Consider the following 21,357-nt stretch of genomic DNA (forward strand, 5'->3'; position numbering starts at 1 on the left):
ACTCTCCTTCTCCCAGATAAGGGATCATAAGTGGAAAATTCCAGTTCTGAATGGCCTAATTTATTGGGAGCACGTCAGGGAAAATCCGCCGGAAAAATAATATTAAATCTGGACCATTTTTACTGGGGCACGTCAGTTACATTTAAACTTCCCGACAGCTACAGCCCAAACGCAACCCAGCGCGCTTTTCACAGCATGAAGGAGTCCAGCTCATTGCTATTCTGTGTGATCAGCTTTCTTGCCGACACTCTTGCTGCCGCCTGCATAAGGAGTAGTATCCATTGCCAACTGTTAGGCTCAGCTCTGGACCGCACTCTCCATGACCTGTTTGATCTTGGTATTATCTCCCCATATCGCCCTGGAATCATAAGAGCGTATAGGAAACTCACCCCACACCGGAGTGATCTTAAGATTGTTCATCTCGATAAACCTCAAAACCATGGTCTTTAAGGATATAGGTTCACCGGAAGAACAGTTAATTATACCTGCCACTTCTTTCTGGAGTGCGACTTCGGCTATCATATTGCCAAGTTCTTTTACATTTACAAAATCATAAAGTAGCTCCCCGTGATTTAGCGGGAACGTCTCTTTTCCTTCAGCTTCGGCTTCCAGCATCTTCGTGAAGATAGAATTGTTCTTAGTGTCATCACCCCAGATGTAATAACACCTCGCCCATTGACTAACAGCACCATATGACTGGCAGAGGTATGTCTGCACTTCGCGCAGATAATTTTTTGCGATGCCGTAAGGGTGCATGGGACGCGTAGGCGTTCCCTCATCCACCGGTCCAATATGATATCCTATCTCATGCGAAGTGCCAGCAGTAACGACCTGCTGCAAACCTCCTTTGAGCATGTTCTCCAAAAACCTGACATGCTTTTGGACATTGGACAGATGGCTTTCACTCCTGTGAACGAAACCGTCCTCCCAGGCCATATGCACGAGCACATCTGGACGACCAGTTTTATCGAAGATATCGGAATCGGACTCCAGTATGTTGCCTTTAAAAACTTCACACTGAACTGCGGGTTTCGTTTCGTTTCTGACAGCAACCACCACCTGGTGCCCTTTGCTGATCAGCGAACTCACAACGTAGCGACCTATGTAGCCATTCGCTCCTGTGACCAGAATTTTCATGTAAAGCCCTTGCTTATTGTTGCGGTGTAAGTTCATCCCCAAAGCTGTCATTTTTTTCGGAAAGGAAATGTACACCAGCGAACCAACCGATAGAACGGCCTCAATAATCTAAATAACGTGGGTGACCTGAATAGCAACGATCTTTTGATTGAGAGAACTAACCGTTTGAAAGACTGCCGTACAGTGCTTGATACATTAGAATCTTCAATGAGTGATGCGACGTGCGCAACACTGCCCGCAGGCAACTTTGCCATGATGGCCTGATACTTATACTCTAGTGACGTATAATTATAGGCTGCACTATCCGCGTTCATAATCTGCATGGTTATATAGCCTTGGTCACCCGCGACGTAGGATATGATACGTTCGAGACCGTGAGCTAAACCGCCATCCACATGATCTGGCTCCTTGTTGAAGTCAGACCATTTCCATTCATATTCAAAAAGCTTCCTTAACGCGATAGGACGGAACCAAAACATCGTGCCGTAGGGTGCTACAGGTGTGTCGTCGTCCAGCGGCGTTTTCAACTTGAGACGCTCATGAATTTCCCTTACCCAAGGCCTGTTTGCCCACCAACCGTGCCCCAATGTGGAGTATCCCGTATGAATAGCAGGTGGATATGCGAGACCTACCGTCGCAGTTTCCTTGAAAAGCTTGAGTACACCAGAAACATACTCCTTGCTATAAAGGAGATTATCCAAAAGATGCCGTTTGAAAACTAGGCTCTGCGCTTGCTCTACCTGAGGCGATTTCTTGGTATGTAGTCTACAGACCAGATCATACTTGTCACTCAAGAATACGTCTCTGAACGTTATGAAAAGTGCGGACATGTCACGCCCACGATTTTGCTCGACGATCCGTACTTCATAATTGTCAATTTTCTTTTTGGAAGCCAAGATTGTTTCAATCTCACTCTTCTTTTTGGAAGAATCTGTCGTACAGATGAAGTCGTAATTGCACGGAATGTTATCGCTGTAAGAAAGGATTTCATCCAATAAATCTACATAATAGATATGTGCACAGACCGCAATCTTCTGATCCGCTACCCCAATATCTACCGGGTTATTCCCAATAATCCTCAAAAGGGCTGCATTCGTTCCCAATTCTCGTAGTTTGGAAGTCCGAGCAGCGTTTTCCCAAATTAGATTAACGTCATAATTACTATTCTTTTCGATCAGCCGTAATGCTCTCGGAACATCTATGCCGTTCAGATCATGAAACAGATGGGTATGGAATAGAGAACGGCGTTTAAGAATCGGCGACCTGTTCTTGATTGTCTCCGCAATATCGATAAAAACAGGATACCTTGACCCATACTCCTTAGGAGTGACATAGGCATCATACTCATATCCCAAATCGTTAAAATATTTAGTAAAACGGGATTCATGCTTGAGCACCGAGTCAACATAGGTGTTAATCTCCGGCATCGTTTCCCAATAGGCTTTGAAAGAAGCTGATGAAAGCATGGGCTGTCGAACGGCAATAAAATGAGAATTAATATGCTCCGGTAATACACCCTGGTTTGTAAACGGATTGGGTTTCATTTTCGCGTGGGTTGAAATACCCCAAAAATCTATAGGCTTTTCCGCCATAGCATCAAACATTTCAGACAATGGGAAAATCGGGCCATAAAACGTATGATTAAAAAGCAACAACTCATCAAAATCAGCCAACTTGTCAAAGCCGATAAAGTCCAAACCTTCTTTATAGGCCCAGACATCGAAACCCTTATTCTCACGAATAATGAGATCATCGACAACCTTCGAAACGACCTGCTCGGCGTCTTTTGAAAGAGGGCCGTTGGAAACAAAAACCAAACGCTCCAGAAATGGCTTAAACGACTTTAATAGATGAATCATATATTCATCTACAACACCATATTCATCGTAAAAAAACGCTATTCCAGCCCGCTTCATTTATTCCGACTCCATGAATACTATCATCACATCAAACAAAATATCATAATAACAACAAGAATTCTTTTTTGCTTCATTCAATATATGGCCAACTATAACGCATTCTCTGCTCCTGTGAGATACCCATTTTGCCTCAACCAAGCACGGTAATATTTCACATTTAACTTAACCAAAGTAGGCCGCGAGTATTTCATCAACGCTGCCATCCATTTTTACCCGACCGTGCTCCAGCCAGATAATTCTATTACAGTTTTTCTCCAGAAGCTCTCTCGAGTGGGAGGCTAGTATGAGAATTTTCGTGGAGTCCACCAACTCCCGCATGCGCTGATTAGCGCGTTCTTTAAAATCTTCATCTCCAGTGGACAACCATTCATCCATGATGAGGATTTCCGGCCTGACCGCAGTAGACGTTGCGAACGCCAACCTCAATTGCATACCAGAGGAATAGGTTCTGAAAGGCATATCCAGAAAGTCACCCAGTCCTGAAAACTCGGCGATATCTTCAAGCTTGGCCACAGTTTCCTTTGGATCCATCCCCATTATCGCCGAACGCAATCGTATATTTTCACGCCCAGTTGCTTCAGGATCAATACCGAGATTGATATTGATTAGCGAAACACAGTCACCGCTCACCACGGCCTCGCCCTGAGTTGGAGTGTATATACCAGAGAAGACTCTTAACATTGTGGTTTTGCCAGAGCCATTGTGCCCGATTAGCCCGACACGATCACCCTCATGCAAAGCCAAAGACACATCGGTGAGCCCACGTATAACGACCAGACTATCCGTACGCCGCTCAATTTTGCCCCCGGTTGCAATATTGAGAACGCGATTTTTCAAGGATCGGCTGGAAGCATTATAGATTGGAAACTCTACACTTACGTTTTTTAGTTGAATATAACTCATTGCTTACAGCCAATATGCTACACGAGATTTGTATTTTCCAAAGAAAGCGATTGCCGCCGCCCATCCGATGATTGCCAGCCCGGCGACGACACACCAACTCAACAACGTCGGAGATTCTCCGAATAATGGCGCACGAACGAGCTGAATGAAATGATAAAACGGGTTCCAGAAAATCAACGCTTGCGGAACGTGGCTGGGTAGCGTTTTGACCATCCACATTATCGGCGTCGCATAAAGCATTATCTGCAGAACATTTGCCACAACCTGCGTCATATCGCGGAACCTTGCGCACAGAACAGCGAGTATCAGCATCATCCAGGCCAAATTGATACAAACCAGTACAAATCCCGGAACAGCCAGGAAAATATTATAATTAGCTCCCCTACCAAGAATGAGTATCAGGACAGGAAATATTACAATATTATGGAAGAATATAATTATATTTCTCCACAGCGTTCGCATTATGTGCGTGAATAATGGCATTTTTACCTGAAGAATGATGCCATCAGAAGAACTAAAAGCAGTACACCCTTCGGATAATGAAGTTGAAATGAAGCCCCACATTATAATACCTGCGCACAAATGGGGCAGAAAATCGCGCATATCTGTTTTGAAAAGCGTACCGAAAATCAACCCAAGCGCACCGATGAAAACAGCCATATTAAGCGTGAGCCAAAACGCTCCAACACGCGAGCGGCGATAACGCTGTGCGACATCCTGCCACCCAAAGATCAGCGCGAGCCGATACTTTGAAAGGGCCTCTCCGATATCACGCAAGGCAACCGCGACGCCTCTCGTCGGCTCCGCCGTAGCCAACGTATCAATATCGTCGACACCTGAAAGTTTGGTATTCATGATCCTGTCCTGGCCAAGGTTGTCTTCATCGCAACAGCCGTTTTTTCGGAAATTTTGCCTCTAGTCTGTAGCGTACTTGAAGAAACATAGGCCGAGAGTCAACTCTGTCTTATTCGTGATTGCGAAGCATTTAGATTCTATCGCACTTAACCTGACTGATTCGGCTTGCTATGAGAATCTACCTATTCAAACCGACCAATTTGGCCAGAGCATGTCAACCAGCCTCTTCATTTCCGACTGGACGACTTGCTTGAAATGAGATCGGGCTCATTCTGCGCAGTGGAGCGTAGAGCAATATATAGATATCAACACTCCCAAACAGAAATACTTGGGAAGCGTCAAACTTCAAACTTACTCACGATTTATGGCTGGGGCGCCTGGATTCGAACCAGGGAATGGCGGTACCAAAAACCGCTGCCTTACCGCTTGGCTACGCCCCAACAAATCAAACCGAAGCAATCGGTTGCGCGGCCTTATAGCCGCTTCGAAACCCGAGCGCAATCGCCTAATCGCGAAATCCCGTTCAGGATTACAGGCCCTGTGAACAACGTTTTCAACCGCATATCATCGCTCCTCGTTCCCTAAAACGAAACCGCTGATTTGCGTCCGGCTTCAAAGCTGCTACTTCCTACGGAAGAGTGTGTTTTCGGTATTCACTATGCTGTTTTTGTTGATTTCGTTTCTCGTCAGCGCTGCCTTGTGCGGCATCGGTCTCTATCTGCTAAACCGGCTCCTGCCCGAGCGCTTTCTCGCGGCTCGCATGAGTTCGCGTTCCAACCATACGACGGTAGCGCGGCAGATCGGCGGATTGGCACTTATTCCCGCAATCATCGCAACGCTGTTGATCTTTGCGCCGGATCTGGAAATCAACGCATTTCTGGCGCTTTGCCTTTCCGGGGCCTCGCTGCTGCTCTGGATCGTCGGCGGACTGGATGACCACTATGAGCTTTCAGAGATCATCAGACTGGGATCGCAGTTCATTGCCGCCGGACTGGTTGTCTACGGCCTGGGTCCGGATTTCCGGTTGCTGCCGGACCTCCTGCCCAACTGGCTGGAGGCAACTCTCATTGTCTTCGCGCTGGTGGTGGCCATCAATGTGACTAACTTCATGGACGGTCTCGATCTTATGACTGCCGCGGGCATAGGGATTCCGCTGGCGGGGATCGGCATTCTGGCCGCCCTTGGCCTTGCCGGGCTCGAAAGTGGCGGTATCGGCGTCATCGCGGCAGGTGGAGTGCTGGGCTTTGCCCTGTTCAACCGTCCACCAGCAACGATTTTTCTGGGTGACTCTGGAAGCCTGCCACTTGGCCTGATCACAGGAACAGCGCTAATCCTGCTCGCACGGGAAACGCATATCGCCGTCGCGCTGATCCTGCCGCTCTATTATATTCTCGACGCAGGCACGACCATCGTGATGCGGTTAAGCCAAGGAGAGAACATACTGAAAGCGCATTCCAAACATGCCTATCAGACGGCGAAGCGCTCAGGCTGGAGCGTGCTCAAGGTCGTCGGCCACGTGGCGCTTCTGAACATGATCCTCATTGCCTGTGCCATAGCGTTGCTCGCTCTCGATCACACAATTACCCAGATCGCTTTCCTGCTTGTGGCCATTGTCGCGACACTGGTTCTGCTGCTGGATTTTCGCGGGCGCTTCAGGAAGCTATAACGTCGAACAGCACCTTGCGAACGGCATCGATATCGCCGCTTTCCATGGCAACACGCAGGGCCGTAAGACTTGCCGGAACATCCACTGCAGCCTTTTTGCCCTGCGGGGCGCGCATGATCTTGGGATGGCGGGTCGGCTTCGCCTGTGAAGGATCGTAGAAGAGCTCTTCATACATCTTCTCGCCTTCACGAATCCCTGTCGTCTCAATTGCAATATCGCCGTGTGGATTCTCGTTGTTTCGAACAGTCAGTCCTGCCAGCAGGATCATGTTCTCGGCCAGATCACGAATCTTCACCGGTTCGCCCATTTCGAGCAGAACCGTATCGCCCGAGGCGGCGATGCCACCAGATTGCACGATAAGCTCGGCAGCTTCCTTGATCGACATGAAGTAGCGGGTCATGTCCTCATGCGTCAGCGTAATCGGACCACCACCGGCAATCTGCTCACGGAAAAGCGGGACGACAGAACCGTTCGACCCGAGCACATTGCCAAAACGGACAGAATAGAACGCCTTCTTCTTTCCCGATTGCTCGGCCAGCAAACCGCAATAATAGACGACCAGCTCAGCCCAGCGTTTGGTTGCGCCCATCACATTCGTCGGTCGTACAGCCTTGTCGGACGAGATGAGGACCATGCGCTCAACATCGGTGTTGAGAGCGGCCTGCGCCACTTCCAGCGTGCCGAACACATTGTTAAATATACCGACCAGCGGGTTTTTCTCGACAAGCGGCACATGCTTGTACGCTGCGCAATGATAGACCGTATCGACATTGTTGTCGCGAATGGCTTTCTCGACGCAGTCCCGGTTGCTAACCGTCCCAAGGATCGGCACAATCTCGCAACTGGCGATCTGCCTGAGCTGCCTTTCAATATTGTAAAGTGCGAATTCACTCGACTCGAACAAAACGATGCAGGCCGGGTTCCATTGTGAAATGGTACGGCAAAGCTGGCTGCCAATCGAGCCGCCCGCTCCCGTCACCATAATGCGCCGGCCTTCGACCACTTCTCGCAACAAGGCCGCATCAGGCGGCACGGGCGAACGCCCGAGCAGATCGTCGATCTCGACATTGCGCAGCGAGCTGACCAGATATTTCCCAGCCGTCAGATCGGCGATCGGCGGAAGAATACGCGTATTGACCGGAAGGCGCCCCAAAAGCCGCGCGAAATCCTGGCGCTGCTTCTGTTCCAGCGCCGGTTCCGATACCACCACCTGCTTAATGCCGTAATTTTCGATCAAGACGGGAATATCTTCCACGCCATAGACCCGCAGCCCGATAATATCCATGCCATTAAGCTGGCCATCGGGATCGACGAAGCCGACGACCAGAGTGTCGCTATGGCTGCGGAGCGCCGTCGCGAGCTGGCGGGCGGGCTCGCCCACGCCGATAATCAGTGCTGAACTCGTATAACGTTTGTCCGACTCGGAACTACGCAAAAGCCATTTCGCACCGAAACGGCTGGCAGCGATGAATACAGTGCTCAAAAGCCAGTAAAGCAACGGAACAGAGCGCGGCAGACCGGCACTGCCGTAGAGTTCCATCAGGAAAACGAGCGCGACCCAGAAAAGCGCGGCGATGGCGGTAGCCTGAAAGATCGGCCAGATTGCACGTTCAGCCAGATAACGGATGATGGCGCGGTAGAGTCCGAAGCGAATGAAAACCGGAATTGCCAGAACGGGCGCGATGAAAATAAGAAACGTCTGCCCTTCGTTCGGCACGAAAACGAAGCCGAGACGGATAACAAAGGCCAGATAAGCACTCAACAACAGCAGGACACAGTCGCTCAGCATCAGAATGATCTGTTTGCTGGCGCGGGGCAAAAGCGCCAATCTCTGCCATGGATATTTCAAACTCATACGCGTGTTATCCCGCTCTCCGCCGGAGAGAAATACCGGAACGATTCCAGCGCCATAAGGCTATTTATACTACTAATGGGGATTAAAGCTTAGTTAATCCCTTCGCGGCGTGCTGCACGCCGTAGCTGCGAAGCATTCTAATTTCACGCCACCGTTAACATGAGTCCTCCGGTAGGACTATATCAATTGCCGTTTCAGAGGCTTAACAAACATCTTTTGGCGAAATTACGGCCTGTAGACTGCGTCCAGGCAACAATGCAGGCCAATCCGCCGCATTTGTTGTCAGGCAATTATGGTGTTGGTGCGAATGCTGCGCCAATTGGTGCCATCAGAATAGGCCATCTCAGTACCGGATGGAGCGTTGGTCACGAAGACCATTGCGCCTGCGCCGTGAATTGCGGGAAAGGGCAGCATCGAGACGGTATAGAATGCGGGACGTATAGGACCATCAACATCAAGCCGCGTCTGCGGCCAGATCGAACCGACAGCAACATTGCCGGTCGCGTGATCGACCCGGATTGCCTCCCGCCATTGTCCGGTATCGCTGCTAACCTTCACGCTGAAATCATTACTGCCGTTTAGCCCCATCTCCGCAAAGCCGGTCCAGTTGGTCTGATACAGAAGGCTTGCGGTATCGCTGACCGCCTGTTTGTTCACCTTCACCTGATGGCCTGCACCGGCATTGTTGAATAAGCTTGCATCCGACGAGATCGCAAGCCGATTGACCGCATCGGCAGTGGCATGAACACCGAGCACCACAGGGACAGGTTTTCCGGAACCGATGAAACACCCTTCCAGAGAGGGCCATCAAAAACGATCAGGTGCGCTTCGTCCTCGACATAGGCCTGCCAGCCGATAGCAGGCGCAGCCACGAGATAGCGATCTCCACTGACAGGTGTTCCGGCGCTTCGGCTCGATTCCGCGACTTGACGCTCAGATGCTCGACGGCATCGAGCTGCCGCCATGCCTCATTATGAGTGACATGCTTCTGCACCTGACTGGGCAGAATATAGGGCATTTTCAGATTTGGGGTTTGGTCCATGAACAGCTCCTCGCAGTGGATAATGCGAGGAGTCTAGTTCGTCTGCCCGAAAAGAGGATAAGTCCGGATCAGCTTCCGCGATAGGTGGAATAGGACCACGGGCTGACAAGCAGCGGCACATGATAGTTTCCATCAACATCGGCGATTGCGAAGCGGATCGGAATTAGGTCAAGAAACGGCGGATTGGCTTGGTCCGCACCGCGTCCCTCAAAATATTCGGCAACATGGAACTGCAACTCGTAAGTGCCGGTGCGCAATTCATCACCGGAAAGCAAAGGCGCGTCCGTGCGTCCGTCGAGATTGGTCACCGTCCGCTTGATGAGTTCGGAAACGCCGTTTGTGGCGATACGATAAAGCTCAATGCGCATCGCCGCCGCTGGACTGCCGTGGGCAGTGTCGAGAACATGTGTGGAAAGTTTACCCATAATATCCCTCGATAAAGCTCAGGCAGGTTGCGTCGTTTCAATGCGGTAGGCGGTATCGGAGAAGAAAAACTCCTCCAGATTGTCTTCCTTGCCTGCCCGGTCGACAATCAGAAAATCGGATTTCTGCTCAAGCGCCAGTAGCGGGTGGTGCCACACATTGCGCAGATAATTGACGCCCTGATCACCGCGCGCAAGGAAAACACGCGGACGTGCAGGCTTGCCTCCGTCATCCTCGGCGACGATCACAAGGAACGGCCTGCCGTTCAATGGAACGAATGCCTGCGAGCCGAAAGGATGACGTTCCATCATGACGATGTCGATTGGCGCTTCAAACGATTGTCCGCGGAAAATATTGACAAGAACCCTTGCTTCGGTACCAGTAGCTTCGACACGCGCGAGATCGTGGTATCGCTCGGTCGTTCCGTTGTTGATCAGACGAAGCTCAGCTCCTTCTGTCTCGATGACATCACCAAATGGCGCAAAAGCGTCTTTTGTCAGCGGCTCGACCACCAGAGTTTCGACGTGCAAATCATCCTCCCCGTAAAAGCAGATTTCTTATAACGACAAAGCTTGTTGAAGAGGTCTCTGTCAATTGCGAAGCAGTTTCAACCGAAACAAGAAAAAGCCGGGCCAACGACCCGGCTTTCAACATGCAGAACCGATAAAAATTCAGCGCTTCAAAAGTGACATCACCGCAGGGACACCGCATGCGGCAAGTGCGAGTTTCACGAGATCGCCGACGATAAAGGCACCGAACCCGAAGGCAATCGCCTTTTCCAGACCGAAAAGATAAGCCATCCAGCCAGCACCCATCAAAAGAATGACGGCTTCTGCGAGCAGCATTGCACCGCCGAGAGCGAGTGGGTTACGCGCCAGTCCCTTGTCGGCAGCACGTCCGACGATCCAGGCAGCGGCAAGGTAGGAGAGCAGATAACCACCTGTCGGACCAACCATATAGGCAAGACCGATGCCCTTCTCCGGCGTTCCGGTGAAAACCGGCATGCCAAGCGCACCTTCTAGCAGATAAAGAGCGACAGTCGCCACGGCGAGCCGCGAACCGTAAAGCGCTGAAATTGCAAAGAGAGCGAAGGTCTGCATCGTCACATTGACGTAGACCAGATCGACTTTGATCTTGGCAGAAATGGTGAGAACAGCCGTTCCGATCAGCGCAAGCCCGACAAACCAGAAAGCACGGGCCAGTTGTCTTGTCGGCAGATATTCTGCGGCGAGAGAGGCGGTGGCGACGCGAGACTTTGCTCTATGAGGCATATCCAACTCCACTTTTGACGCGGCGACAGACACCAGGATGCGAAATTCTCCGGAAACTGCCCGCTGACGCGATTGTCAGCCCGCGTGACTGTTCACGTTTGCAACCCGACTATATAAGGCCTATGCCGTCTCATCAATCAAACCAAAGAAGAATGGAAGCCGCTTCAATGGCGCTTGTTTTCGACAGCAGTTTCACGCCCCAATATGGGAAACCGGTTGAACTGAGTAAAGGCATTTTGCGCCTTACCGTCAATAATCCGAGCGCTTTCACCTTTCACGGCACCAACAGCTATCTTATCGGCACGGATACTCTGGCGATCATCGATCCCGGCCCTGAAGATGAGGCGCATTACAACGCCTTGATCGCAGCCATTGCCGGTCGTCCGGTCAGCCATATCTTCGTCAGCCACACCCATCGAGATCATTCACCTTTGGCCCAGCGTCTGAAGGAAAGCCTTGGCGCTCGCACCGTTGCCGAGGGACCGCATCGCCCTGCCCGCCCCTATTATGCCGGCGAAACAAACGTGCTTGAGGCAAGCGCCGATACGGAGTTCGTTCCAGATGTTGCACTGACCGACGGAAGCATGATCGAAGGTGATGGCTGGGCTCTGGAAGGAGTTCATACTCCCGGACATGCCGCCAATCATATGGCATTCGGCCTGAAAGGAACCGGCATTCTTTTCTCCGCAGACCATGTCATGGCCTGGGCGACGTCCATCGTCGCACCGCCGGACGGCTCGATGAATGACTACATGGTCTCACTTGAAAAACTGCTGGCACGCGACGACAAGGTCTATCTGCCGGGGCATGGCGGCGCTGTCACCAAGCCTGCCGCCTTCGTTCGTGGCCTGCGTGCCCATCGCAAGATGCGCGAACGTGCCATTTTAGAGCGTGTTCTACAGGGCGACCGGACAATCGGCGACATGGTGAAAGTGATCTATCGCGACACCGATCCGCGATTGCATGGTGCGGCTGCGCTGTCCGTGCTGGCGCATCTGGAAGATCTTGTCGGACGCGGGGAGGTCACGACCGATGGCCATCCGTCGCTCGACAGTATCTATCTTCCCGGCTGATTATTCCACGTCAGCGGGAGCCTTGTTGACCTCGCCTTCCAGCGCTCCCAGAAAATCGGTTATGAAACCGGCATTCTGCCCCATATCGCGTTTGCCATAGCGTGACAGCGAACGCACATCGACATAGGTGGTTTCGCCTTCGTCAAGCAGCCGGATAACGATATCGCTTTTCAGGCCCAGAATGAAACTGTGCGCCGTCACTGCAAATCGCGTGGTGTTCTGTTCCGGCGAAGAAGCATTACGCGCGATCTCCTGCCATCCGAAAGTCCTGAGAACCGTCTCGACCCCTTGCGCAACGCGGTCGGGTGCGGCTTCATAGCGGCGTCCAACCACATCAGGATAGGCGGTCAACTGTGTCAGCGAATCGCCACTCACGGTCACTGTCAGCGGGTTCATCCATTGAAGACGTGGCAGCATGTTGGACGGGAATTGCGGCGGCGTCTCGAAATCGGTGGAGATGTCGTAAAGCGGCGGAGAGAGATACCACAGTGACGTTACCAGCCCGACTGGAAGCAACACTGCACAAGCGAATATGCCGCCCCAGAAGGAGCGCGCGCCGCCCTTGTCGCCATTGACCCAGAGATTGCGAAAACCTTTAGCCGAGCAAAGAAGGGCCAGAGCGGCAAGACCAGTGCTCAATCCGGCAAGCAGCACCAGATCCGGTGTCTCCAGTGTCCAGAAGCGATGCAGAAGAAACGCCATCGCAAGCAGCACGAGCGCAAAAACACCAAGCCGAAGCGCCCACACTGCAGAGCGCGACTGACGCCGCTGGTAGCGAAGTTTTCTCATGCAGTCTCCGAGAACATTTCCAGCTTATACTGAATCATTGGAGCCGCTCTGTCTCTCTGTTTTCACGCAGTATGAATAGCAGAGAGATTTTCGCTCGGCAAAACTTCGGCGTAGAAATTCAAATGCCCCACCTGGCTTGGACATGGCGGGGCACTTTTCCTGGCGATGTTCTTTAGAGCAGCTCCGGTCAAAACGGGGTTGCCGGAACCGCTCTAACTATTTGTTTCGTCGCATTGTCCCACGCAAAACCGCTTCGCACTTTTGCTGGAAATGCTCTAGTAACGCGCATCTTTCGGCTTCTTCATGTTGGGCCAGTCCTTCACCTTGCCTGCGAAGTCGGGACGCGGCATGTGGGTGAAATATTCCGACACATCAATGGCTTCCTGATCGGTCAGAACTCCGCCCTGCCCGATGGGCAGATTGTAGTTCTGGGCTGGCGGCATCGCATATTTGACGAATTGTGCCGCCTTGTAAGTCCGGGCCAGTCCGGCTCCGATGTTGAAGCTTTCATCCCCCCAAAGCGGCGGGAAGATATAGTCACCGGCCTGGTCCTTCATGCCTTCGCCACCCGCGCCATGACAGGTCGAGCATTGTGCGGCATAGATTCTGGCGCCATTGACTGGATCAGGAACAAGGCTTTCATCGATGGGACCGGCATTGCGGATCGCCACTTTGGTGCCCCTTTTCACATCCTGTCGCAACCAGTCCATATAGGCGACCATCGCCTTCATGTCGGCCCCGTCAGGCGGCAGCGGCTTGCCGTTCATCGAACGCTGGAAGCAGCCATTGATGCGCATCACCAGATCGACTTCCTTGCCAGCACGGGGCATGACAGCGGGATAGAAATTGCTGCTGTTGATATAGGAAGCAACATTATCCATCTTGCCCTGCCCCATGTGGCAGGAGTTGCAATTCAGACCGTTGCCGACATTGTCGGGCAGAAGCCGCGCGGTTTCGTTGAGCAACCTCTTGCCGTGCATGATTTCAGGCGCGTTCGGCTGCTTGGGAATGTCACGGTCCGGCGGGATGACATAGGTACCGACCTGATTTTTGTCCTTGTCCAGAACCGCATAGGCTTTGGGAGCCGGGGCATCCAGTGAAGGCCGCAGGTGATTGAAGAGAAATGCGCCGCCCGTTACTGCCACGGCAAAACTGGCACCAAGAACGACAATCGTACTGGTTTTCATTGCTTGTTCTCCGGAACGTAATGGACGGGCTTGTGAGCGATTTCACGCCGCATACGCGCGATATCCTGCTCCGTTATGGCAGCGCCGTGGTTGCCCCAGCCGTTGCGAATGAAGTTCAGGATTTCGGCGACCTGCCAGTTCGGAAGATCGGCGAAGCCCGGCATAGTGAAAGCCATCTTGTCCGCCGACGTGTCAGGCGTCCTGCCCCCGGTCAAAGTGACCTGAATGAGCGAGCTTGGATCATCGGCAAAGACAATCGAGTTGCCAGCAAGCGCCGGATAGATGCGCGGTGCGCCCTTGCCGTCCATACGATGGCAGACCGAACATTGCTCGACATAGGACAGAGCGCCCGGTGCACTGAAATCTCCCGCCTTGAGGGCCGCCGTCGTCACACCTTCCTTCGGTTGCCATTCACGTTCGCGTCCTTCGCTTGGTGGGAGCGACTTCAAATAACGGGCAATCGCACGCAAATCATCTTCCGCAAGGTATTGGGTCGAATGCTGCACGACATCGGCCATCGAGCCGAACGCCGCCGTGCGATCGGTGCGCCCGGTCTTGAGGAAGGTGACGATCTCCTCTTCGGCCCAGCTCGAAAGGCCTGTATCCTGATCGCGCAGGTTTTTCGCATACCAGCCTTCCAGAACCGAGCCGGACAGGAACTTGCCCTTCGGATCGTTCTTCACCGCTTTTTCTTCATAGGCGAGACCACGTGGCGTATGGCACGCGCCGCAATGACCGAGCCCCTCGACCAGATAAGCGCCGCGTGCGATCACCGGATCAGTGTCCTCTGCAATTTCGAACGGACGCGAATTTCCAAAGAAAAGCTGCCAGTAGGCGAGTGGCCAGCGCATGTTGGTTGGCCACGGCAAGGTGCTGGGCTGGTTATCCTGTTGTACCGGCTCCACCTTCGACATGAAGAACGCATAAAGCGCCTTCATGTCCTCGTCATTCACGACCGTATAGGAAACAAAGGGCATTGCCGGATAAAGATGGACATTATCCTGACGCACCCCCTGCCGTACGGCGCGCTCGAAGTCGGCATAGCTGTAGCCGCCGATACCGGTTTTACTGTCTGGCGTGATGTTTGTGGAATAAATCGTGCCAAGCGGCGTCTGCATGCCAAGCCCGCCCGCAAACGCCTTGCCTCCCGGAGCCGTATGACACGCAGCGCAGTCGCCCGCATGGGCGATATACTCGCCTTTCTCGATCAAAGCCTTGTCGGTGACATCGACGGCGGCTTCGTGTTTCGCCGTCAGCCAATGGGGTGTTGAAAGCGCAAAGAGCCAAGCTGCGGCTAGCGCACCCGCGCCGCCGACCGCCGCTTTCCAGATCAGTTTCATGTGCCCTCCGACACCAATTCCCTTGTGATGAGGAGAACGTCGAAGATTCGGGATGAAAGAGCATTGACCGCGATCAAAACCTGTCGGGGGAATATTTAGCGATCTACAAAAGCAACAGCTAATGCACGTTTGGCGTGCTTGATAGATTAGGCAAATCGCATTAGGGGCAGCACCCTCCAGGAGCGCAATTCAATCTGATTACGGCAGATTGGCGCTCCAATTGTTTGTTCAGCACGCATCTGATCCGAAAACCGTTTTGCACTTTTCGGGATGCGTTCTTAGCCTGCAAAGATCACCAGCTTTAAGAATAAGTGAGAAAAAGCTAGGTAAATCAAATAAAAAGGCATTGCAGCAACCGCTAACAGAAGGCATGATTGGGTATGTGGGGGCTTATATTGCAATCGTCGGAGAGGACGGAATGGATCGCGCCCTTCAAAATGGCAACCAGTCATCGGACGGCACAACCGCAGAGGATGCGATGACGCTTGAAGCCGTCGAACTGGAGTTTGCGCTTGGAGCCATCGACGTCCTTATCGAAGGTTTTGATTCCGCGCTCGCCAAGGCAGCAGAACGCGTTGGCGGCGAAGTTCTGTTCAATATGCCTGCTCTCGACACCAGCGAAGCACAACGCATCGGTGCAATTGCCATTGCCGGGCAACCGGAAGATCAGGTTATCTTCGTCACATTGCGCAACGACGGCACGACGCTGTCCGTTGAACCGCCAACAGGCGAAAATGCCGTTTTTGAAAGCCTTGGCCGCAACTACGCCGCCGTCATGAAAAGTCTTTCCCCGAAGGAAAAAGTCAACGGCGCCTGAACGGGATTATTTCGGCGCGACAGGCTTTGGAACGCCCGCATGAAGATTGTGCGGAGCAACCGGGTTGAATGTCATCGTCGTCTCGACATCCTTGAGGCGCACGAATTTCATCCCCTTCGCCTTCAAGGCCAGGACGCCTTTGGCTACCCCTTCACCCGCCGACCGCGTTGGTTGGTTGATATGCGAGATGATGACGTCGCCGTCACGCGCAGCGGCGATGCGGCGCTCAACCGTCGGCGCCAGCAACGAGGCGCCCTGATCGCCATTCAGCGAATAGCCACCGATCTTGTAGCCCATGCTTGTTGCCAGCTTGATGGCATCGGTCGAATAACGGGCAGTCGCATCGCGATACCAGACAGGCTTCGACACTCCGACATCAGTGATCGCCGTCGCGCCGGCATCGATTTCCAGATGAACCGCCTCAAGTGATCCTGCTGTCTTGATGCCATACATTTTCTGCTCGTTGGTAATGGCCGGAACATGCATTGCGCCATGGTTCTCGATATCGAACAGATCGGCATTGGCCTTCAAAACCGCCATGGCGGCCGGGTTCTGCTTTATCCATCGCCCCGTCACGAAGATCGTCGCTGGAATACGGTTCTGCACCAGCATATCCAGAATGCGATGGTCAGTCTTGCCCATACAGGCATCAAGCGTCAGTGCCACCTGGGGCGCTGCAGCACCACCCCGCGCGATATGCAATTGCGGCTCAACGATCTTGATCGTGTCGTGCGCAGCCTTATTCTCCGCGCGCTCCTGCGGCGAGATATCGTATGCGCTGGCAATGCCAGCCGTGGCGAGAATGACGGCTCCTGCCGAAGCAATAAAACGAAGCATGACAATATCTTCTGAAAATGGCTTAACCACCGGAGATTATTCCGGCAGCTAAGCCAAATTGTGGCGTGCTGTCAAACCTTGCGTATGGCCGACTGCGCAGCGGCAAGACGGGCAATCGGCACACGGAACGGCGAACAGGAAACATAGTCGAGACCTGTCTTTTCGCAGAAGGCGATCGACGCCGGATCACCACCATGCTCGCCGCAGATGCCAAGCTTCAGTTTTTCGCGGGTCTTTCGTCCGCGTTCAGCGGCGATTTCCACCAGTTCACCTACGCCTTCGAGATCGAGCGACACGAACGGGTCCTGTTCGATCACGCCACGCTGCTGATAGGAGGTCAGGAACGACGACGCATCGTCGCGTGAAATGCCGAATGTCGTTTGCGTCAAATCATTGGTGCCAAACGAGAAGAACTCAGCCGTTTCGGCGATTTCCGCAGCGCGCAAGGCCGCACGCGGCAGTTCGATCATCGTGCCGACCATATAGTCGATCTTGACGCTTGCCTCGGCCATGACTTCCTTGGCAACAGCATCAATGCGCGCCTTGACGAAATCGAGTTCGGCTTTCAGACCGACCAGCGGCACCATCACTTCCGGCACCACATGTTCGCCGGTTTTTTTGCCTGCTTCGACGGCAGCTTCAAAAATCGCCCGGGCCTGCATTTCCGCGATTTCCGGATAGGATACAGCCAGACGGCAGCCGCGATGGCCCAACATCGGGTTGAATTCATGCAGGGCATCAGCGCGCTCGTGCAGCTTTGCCGCATCGACACCCATCGACCGGGCAACCTCTGCGACTTCCTCGTCCGTATGCGGCAGGAACTCGTGCAATGGCGGATCAAGCAGACGGATCGTAACCGGGAGCCCCTTCATGATCTCGAAAAGTTCGACGAAATCCGAACGCTGCATCGGCAAAAGCTTTGCGAGAGCCGTGCGGCGGCCTTCTTCATTGTCGGAAAGGATCATTTCGCGCATGGCGACGATCCGGCTTCCGTCGAAGAACATGTGTTCAGTACGGCAGAGGCCTATGCCTTCCGCACCAAACGAACGCGCCGTGCGGGCATCCGCCGGGGTTTCTGCATTGGCGCGAACCTTCATCCGGCGGGTCCGGTCAGCCCATTCCATCAGCCTGCCGAAATCGCCGGAAAGCTCGGGCTGCAGCATGGCTACCGCGCCTTTCAGGACCTGCCCGGTGCCACCATCAACGGTAACGACATCGCCCTTCTTGAAGGTCTGGCCTGCTGCAAGCATGATGCCATTGCGATAGTCGACGCGAAGCGACCCCGCACCGGAAACGCATGGCTTGCCCATGCCGCGTGCGACAACGGCTGCGTGACTGGTCATGCCGCCGCGCGTCGTCAGAATGCCTTCTGCGGCGTGCATGCCGTGAATATCTTCCGGGCTGGTCTCGATGCGAACGAGAATGACCTTGCGGCCCTCCGACTTTGCCTGTTCGGCTTCTTCCGAAGAGAAGACGATTTCGCCCGTTGCAGCGCCCGGCGACGCTGGGAGGCCCTGACCAATGATCTGACGCTCCGCACGCGGGTCAATGGTCGGGTGCAGAAGCTGGTCAAGCGCTGCCGGATCGACGCGCAGAACCGCTTCTTCCTCGGAAATGAGGCCTTCGCCTGCCATTTCGACGGCCATCTTCAATGCCGCCTTTGCAGTGCGCTTGCCTGAACGGGTCTGGAGCATCCACAATTTGCCACGTTCGATGGTGAATTCGAGGTCTTGCATGTCGCGATAGTGCTGTTCCAGCCGGTCAGCGACCTTGAGGAATTCAGCGAAGGCTTCCGGCATTACCTTTTCGAGCGACGGCTTGTCAGAACCGGCCGCAATGCGCGCTTCCTCGGTGATGTTTTGCGGCGTGCGGATACCGGCTACGACATCTTCACCCTGCGCATTGACGAGAAACTCGCCGTAAAGCTTCTTCTCGCCTGTCGAAGGATTGCGTGTGAAGGCAACGCCAGTCGCAGAGGTTTCACCCATATTGCCGAATACCATGGCCTGCACATTAACCGCCGTGCCCCAGGCCGCCGGGATATTATGCAGCCGCCGATAGGTGATGGCGCGTGCATTCATCCAGCTAGAAAAGACGGCGCCGATGGCGCCCCATAGCTGTTCGCGCGGGTCTTGCGGGAAAGGCTGGCCGAGTTCTTCCTCGACCTTGGCCTTGTAGGAGGCGATGACCCCCTTCCAGTCTTCGGCCGTCAGTGCCGTATCGACCTCAATGCCGAGATCGGCCTTCTTGTCTTCGAGAATTTCTTCGAAGAAGCCATGATCGACACCCAGCACTACATCCGAATACATCTGGATGAAGCGACGGTAGCTGTCATAGGCAAAACGCTCGTCACCCGCCTCGCGGGCGATAGCCTGCACGGTCTCGTCATTGAGACCGAGATTGAGAACCGTATCCATCATGCCCGGCATTGAAGCACGGGCGCCAGAACGCACCGACACCAAAAGCGGCTTTTCGGCATCGCCGAAATTACGCCCCGTCACTTTCGCAATATGGGCCAGAGCCGCCTGAACCTGATCGTTCAGTTCAGTCGGATAGGTACGCTCATGATCATAATAATAGGTGCAGACTTCGGTCGTAATGGTAAAGCCCGGAGGCACTGGAAGACCAAGGCTGCTCATTTCAGCCAGGTTCGCTCCCTTGCCGCCGAGAAGATTGCGGTCGCTTGCCGCACCTTCTGCCTTGCCGTCGCCGAACGTGTACACCCACTTCGCCATCATGGCCTCCTTGATGCAGGATAGGCCCATGAAAGGCTTGCAACCGCTGCAAGCACTCCCAGAACCTGCTTCCCGTTGCTTATGCGATCCGCAAGGCTACTGCCAACCAAAAAAGACGAGCCGCGACAATAGAATCGATTAGAGACGTGCTCAGCCAGCAGGGGCACCACAACGGATTGGCATTACTGATCGCGTGCACCGCGACCAAGACAATTCAAGTGAAAGATAAATCGCTCCATGTAACGAAGACTGAAAGGAGAATTTAAGCCCGTTCACCGGGTGATCCAAAAGACTTGCACGCAGCAGGAAACGGCACCTGCGAGAGCCATCCATCGTGAACCCTACTTCTTTTCCCGGCGGCAAAGGCTCTCAACTCACTAGTCCTGAAGAAAATTAATTTTTTAATAGAGTTTAAAATGAGCGCCTATTCACATCAGTAGCTAGAAACAGACGAGCGTTGACCAGATAGTTTATGAAGGGATCTTTGTCAAAACTTTGCAATCGTTTAGTTGATCCCCCTCATTGAATTTTGCATCCTGTACCGACATGCAAAATCGTCCGTCCGAATTTCAAACTGACAGGTGCCCCCCGTGCTGATGAAAGACCGTATCGATCACCTGCCCTACGTCAAGCAGCACGAGTTGCGGCGTATTGTAGAGATTCTTTTTGAGGAGTTCGACGACGCACTCAAGGAAGGTTCAGCTGAGTTTAAAAAACGCGGTCGGATTCTGAAAATTATTCTGTTCGGATCATATGCACGCGGCACACAGGTTGACGAACCGCACACTGGCAAAGGCTACCGTTCAGATTTCGATCTGTTGATTATCGTCAACAACCGAAAACTGGCCGATTTCGAAACATATTGGCATAAAGCGGAGGACCGGTTGATGCGGCTTCGCGATGTGCAAACACCTGTGAATTTCATCGTGCACTCGCTCCGGGAGGTAAACACACGAATTAAGGAAGGGCGATATTTCTTTACGGACATCCGTCGGGAAGGCATCGTGCTTTACGAACTCGAGCCCGAACCGCTCGCCCAACCCGGCACTCTTAATCCCAAAGATGCCTATCGCATCGCGAAAGAGTATTTCGACCGACGGTTGCCGCATGCAAAAGCTTTTGTCAGATGGGGTGAGCTTGGCATCGACCATGGCGAGTTGAACGAGGCTGCGTTCATCCTGCATCAAGCAGTCGAGCAGGCCTATTCAACTTTTCTACTGGTTACCACGAATTATTCACCAGCTTCGCATAATCTCAAATTTCTACGCCGTCTTGCCGAAGGACAAAAAAACGAGCTCGCCAAAGCCTGGCCTCAGGACCAACAGCGTTACAAAGCCTGGTTCAATATCGTCAACGAAGCTTATGTGAAAGCGCGCTATTCGCCGCATTTTGACATCACCGAGGAAGCGCTGCGCTGGCTCCTAGAGCAGATTAACCTGCTCATCACCCAAATAGAGCAACTGTGTTCTCAACATCTGGATAAAATGAGACCAACTTAGATTCTATAC

The 21,357-nt window shown here is 53.1% G+C and carries 17 protein-coding genes, 1 tRNA gene and 1 pseudogene; 4 read left to right on the top strand and 15 right to left on the bottom strand.

Translation table 11 applies throughout. From position 1 onward, the window contains the following. Positions 1-297: 297 nt before the first annotated feature. The 5 genes from AC1RHM_RS15185 to AC1RHM_RS15205 all read right to left on the bottom strand — a co-directional run bounded on the left by AC1RHM_RS15185 (position 298) and on the right by AC1RHM_RS15205 (position 5,254). Positions 298-1,137, bottom strand: a complete 840-nt coding sequence (locus AC1RHM_RS15185) for an NAD-dependent epimerase/dehydratase family protein (RefSeq protein ID WP_123218586.1) — start codon at positions 1,135-1,137, stop codon at positions 298-300. Between the two features lie 47 nt (positions 1,138-1,184). Next, entirely contained in the window at positions 1,185-3,053 is a 1,869-nt protein-coding gene (locus AC1RHM_RS15190; protein ID WP_492332568.1) for a rhamnan synthesis F family protein, read from the bottom strand. 165 nt (positions 3,054-3,218) lie between these two features. Beyond that, complete coding sequence (locus AC1RHM_RS15195; protein WP_123218564.1) at positions 3,219-3,959, bottom strand: ABC transporter ATP-binding protein; 741 nt, start codon at positions 3,957-3,959, stop codon at positions 3,219-3,221. Positions 3,960-3,962: 3 nt separating this feature from the next. Next, positions 3,963-4,814, bottom strand: a complete 852-nt coding sequence (locus tag AC1RHM_RS15200) for an ABC transporter permease (protein ID WP_492332569.1) — start codon at positions 4,812-4,814, stop codon at positions 3,963-3,965. Positions 4,815-5,179: 365 nt separating this feature from the next. Continuing rightward, positions 5,180-5,254, bottom strand: a tRNA-Gln gene (locus tag AC1RHM_RS15205). A gap of 218 nt (positions 5,255-5,472) precedes the next feature. Here AC1RHM_RS15205 and AC1RHM_RS15210 point away from each other — a divergent pair. Further along, on the top strand, positions 5,473-6,480 hold the full coding sequence (locus AC1RHM_RS15210) for an MraY family glycosyltransferase (RefSeq protein WP_492332570.1): 1,008 nt from the start codon (positions 5,473-5,475) through the stop codon (positions 6,478-6,480). Here the strand turns inward: AC1RHM_RS15210 and AC1RHM_RS15215 are convergent. The 5 genes and pseudogenes from AC1RHM_RS15215 to AC1RHM_RS15235 form a co-directional block, all read right to left on the bottom strand. Next, complete coding sequence (locus tag AC1RHM_RS15215) at positions 6,467-8,335, bottom strand: polysaccharide biosynthesis protein (RefSeq protein WP_431569154.1); 1,869 nt, start codon at positions 8,333-8,335, stop codon at positions 6,467-6,469. The two genes, AC1RHM_RS15210 and AC1RHM_RS15215, sit on opposite strands and share 14 nt — an antisense overlap. 282 nt (positions 8,336-8,617) lie before the next feature. Then, positions 8,618-9,377: pseudogene (locus AC1RHM_RS15220) on the bottom strand (DUF2793 domain-containing protein). Between the two features lie 68 nt (positions 9,378-9,445). After that, positions 9,446-9,802, bottom strand: coding sequence for a hydroxyisourate hydrolase (gene uraH, locus AC1RHM_RS15225; RefSeq protein ID WP_043061880.1), 357 nt, complete (start codon positions 9,800-9,802; stop codon positions 9,446-9,448). Positions 9,803-9,820: 18 nt separating this feature from the next. Next, positions 9,821-10,330 carry an ureidoglycolate lyase gene (locus AC1RHM_RS15230; RefSeq protein ID WP_123218569.1) on the bottom strand — a complete coding sequence of 170 codons (510 nt, stop codon included), beginning with the start codon at positions 10,328-10,330 and terminating at the stop codon, positions 9,821-9,823. Positions 10,331-10,471: 141 nt separating this feature from the next. Continuing rightward, positions 10,472-11,071: a biotin transporter BioY gene (locus tag AC1RHM_RS15235; RefSeq protein ID WP_036578020.1), complete on the bottom strand. Its 600-nt coding sequence runs from the start codon at positions 11,069-11,071 to the stop codon at positions 10,472-10,474. A 167-nt stretch (positions 11,072-11,238) separates the two neighbouring features. Between AC1RHM_RS15235 and AC1RHM_RS15240 the strand changes: the two genes are divergently transcribed. Next, the gene (locus AC1RHM_RS15240) at positions 11,239-12,144 is read left to right on the top strand and encodes an MBL fold metallo-hydrolase (RefSeq protein ID WP_492332571.1); all 906 of its coding nucleotides are present in this window, start codon (positions 11,239-11,241) and stop codon (positions 12,142-12,144) included. On the opposite strand, the gene AC1RHM_RS15245 is transcribed toward AC1RHM_RS15240, so the two are convergent. The 3 genes from AC1RHM_RS15245 to AC1RHM_RS15255 form a co-directional block, all read right to left on the bottom strand. After that, the gene (locus tag AC1RHM_RS15245) at positions 12,145-12,933 is read right to left on the bottom strand and encodes a DUF1499 domain-containing protein (RefSeq protein WP_492332572.1); all 789 of its coding nucleotides are present in this window, start codon (positions 12,931-12,933) and stop codon (positions 12,145-12,147) included. Between the two features lie 275 nt (positions 12,934-13,208). Continuing rightward, positions 13,209-14,120, bottom strand: a complete 912-nt coding sequence (locus tag AC1RHM_RS15250) for a c-type cytochrome (protein ID WP_123218573.1) — start codon at positions 14,118-14,120, stop codon at positions 13,209-13,211. Continuing rightward, positions 14,117-15,460, bottom strand: a complete 1,344-nt coding sequence (locus AC1RHM_RS15255; protein ID WP_492332573.1) for a c-type cytochrome — start codon at positions 15,458-15,460, stop codon at positions 14,117-14,119. The genes AC1RHM_RS15250 and AC1RHM_RS15255 overlap by 4 nt, the downstream gene beginning before the upstream one ends. 418 nt (positions 15,461-15,878) lie before the next feature. Here AC1RHM_RS15255 and AC1RHM_RS15260 point away from each other — a divergent pair, with 418 nt between their 5' ends. Then, positions 15,879-16,277 (top strand): hypothetical protein, encoded by a 399-nt coding sequence (locus tag AC1RHM_RS15260; RefSeq protein WP_094513442.1) that lies wholly within the window; start codon positions 15,879-15,881, stop codon positions 16,275-16,277. 6 nt (positions 16,278-16,283) lie between these two features. Here AC1RHM_RS15260 and AC1RHM_RS15265 read toward each other — a convergent pair whose 3' ends face one another. Further along, positions 16,284-17,114 (bottom strand): polysaccharide deacetylase family protein, encoded by an 831-nt coding sequence (locus tag AC1RHM_RS15265; RefSeq protein WP_492332574.1) that lies wholly within the window; start codon positions 17,112-17,114, stop codon positions 16,284-16,286. A 71-nt stretch (positions 17,115-17,185) separates the two neighbouring features. Beyond that, entirely contained in the window at positions 17,186-19,849 is a 2,664-nt protein-coding gene (gene ppdK, locus AC1RHM_RS15270) for a pyruvate, phosphate dikinase (protein WP_492332575.1), read from the bottom strand. 596 nt (positions 19,850-20,445) lie between these two features. Here ppdK and AC1RHM_RS15275 point away from each other — a divergent pair. Beyond that, positions 20,446-21,348 (top strand): nucleotidyltransferase and HEPN domain-containing protein, encoded by a 903-nt coding sequence (locus tag AC1RHM_RS15275; protein WP_492332576.1) that lies wholly within the window; start codon positions 20,446-20,448, stop codon positions 21,346-21,348. Positions 21,349-21,357: the final 9 nt, after the last annotated feature.

This window comes from Brucella sp. GW823-FHT04E01 (assembly GCF_058796175.1).

Coding starts and splice junctions, on each gene's coding strand:
- AC1RHM_RS15185 (WP_123218586.1), bottom strand. CDS start 1,137: ATGAAAATTCTGGTCACAGGAGCGAATGGCTACATAGGTCGCTACGTT.
- AC1RHM_RS15190 (WP_492332568.1), bottom strand. CDS start 3,053: ATGAAGCGGGCTGGAATAGCGTTTTTTTACGATGAATATGGTGTTGTA.
- AC1RHM_RS15195 (WP_123218564.1), bottom strand. CDS start 3,959: ATGAGTTATATTCAACTAAAAAACGTAAGTGTAGAGTTTCCAATCTAT.
- AC1RHM_RS15200 (WP_492332569.1), bottom strand. CDS start 4,814: ATGAATACCAAACTTTCAGGTGTCGACGATATTGATACGTTGGCTACG.
- AC1RHM_RS15210 (WP_492332570.1), top strand. CDS start 5,473: ATGCTGTTTTTGTTGATTTCGTTTCTCGTCAGCGCTGCCTTGTGCGGC.
- AC1RHM_RS15215 (WP_431569154.1), bottom strand. CDS start 8,335: ATGAGTTTGAAATATCCATGGCAGAGATTGGCGCTTTTGCCCCGCGCC.
- uraH (WP_043061880.1), bottom strand. CDS start 9,802: ATGGGTAAACTTTCCACACATGTTCTCGACACTGCCCACGGCAGTCCA.
- AC1RHM_RS15235 (WP_036578020.1), bottom strand. CDS start 11,071: ATGCCTCATAGAGCAAAGTCTCGCGTCGCCACCGCCTCTCTCGCCGCA.
- AC1RHM_RS15240 (WP_492332571.1), top strand. CDS start 11,239: ATGGCGCTTGTTTTCGACAGCAGTTTCACGCCCCAATATGGGAAACCG.
- AC1RHM_RS15245 (WP_492332572.1), bottom strand. CDS start 12,933: ATGAGAAAACTTCGCTACCAGCGGCGTCAGTCGCGCTCTGCAGTGTGG.
- AC1RHM_RS15250 (WP_123218573.1), bottom strand. CDS start 14,120: ATGAAAACCAGTACGATTGTCGTTCTTGGTGCCAGTTTTGCCGTGGCA.
- AC1RHM_RS15255 (WP_492332573.1), bottom strand. CDS start 15,460: ATGAAACTGATCTGGAAAGCGGCGGTCGGCGGCGCGGGTGCGCTAGCC.
- AC1RHM_RS15260 (WP_094513442.1), top strand. CDS start 15,879: ATGGATCGCGCCCTTCAAAATGGCAACCAGTCATCGGACGGCACAACC.
- AC1RHM_RS15265 (WP_492332574.1), bottom strand. CDS start 17,114: ATGCTTCGTTTTATTGCTTCGGCAGGAGCCGTCATTCTCGCCACGGCT.
- ppdK (WP_492332575.1), bottom strand. CDS start 19,849: ATGGCGAAGTGGGTGTACACGTTCGGCGACGGCAAGGCAGAAGGTGCG.
- AC1RHM_RS15275 (WP_492332576.1), top strand. CDS start 20,446: ATGAAAGACCGTATCGATCACCTGCCCTACGTCAAGCAGCACGAGTTG.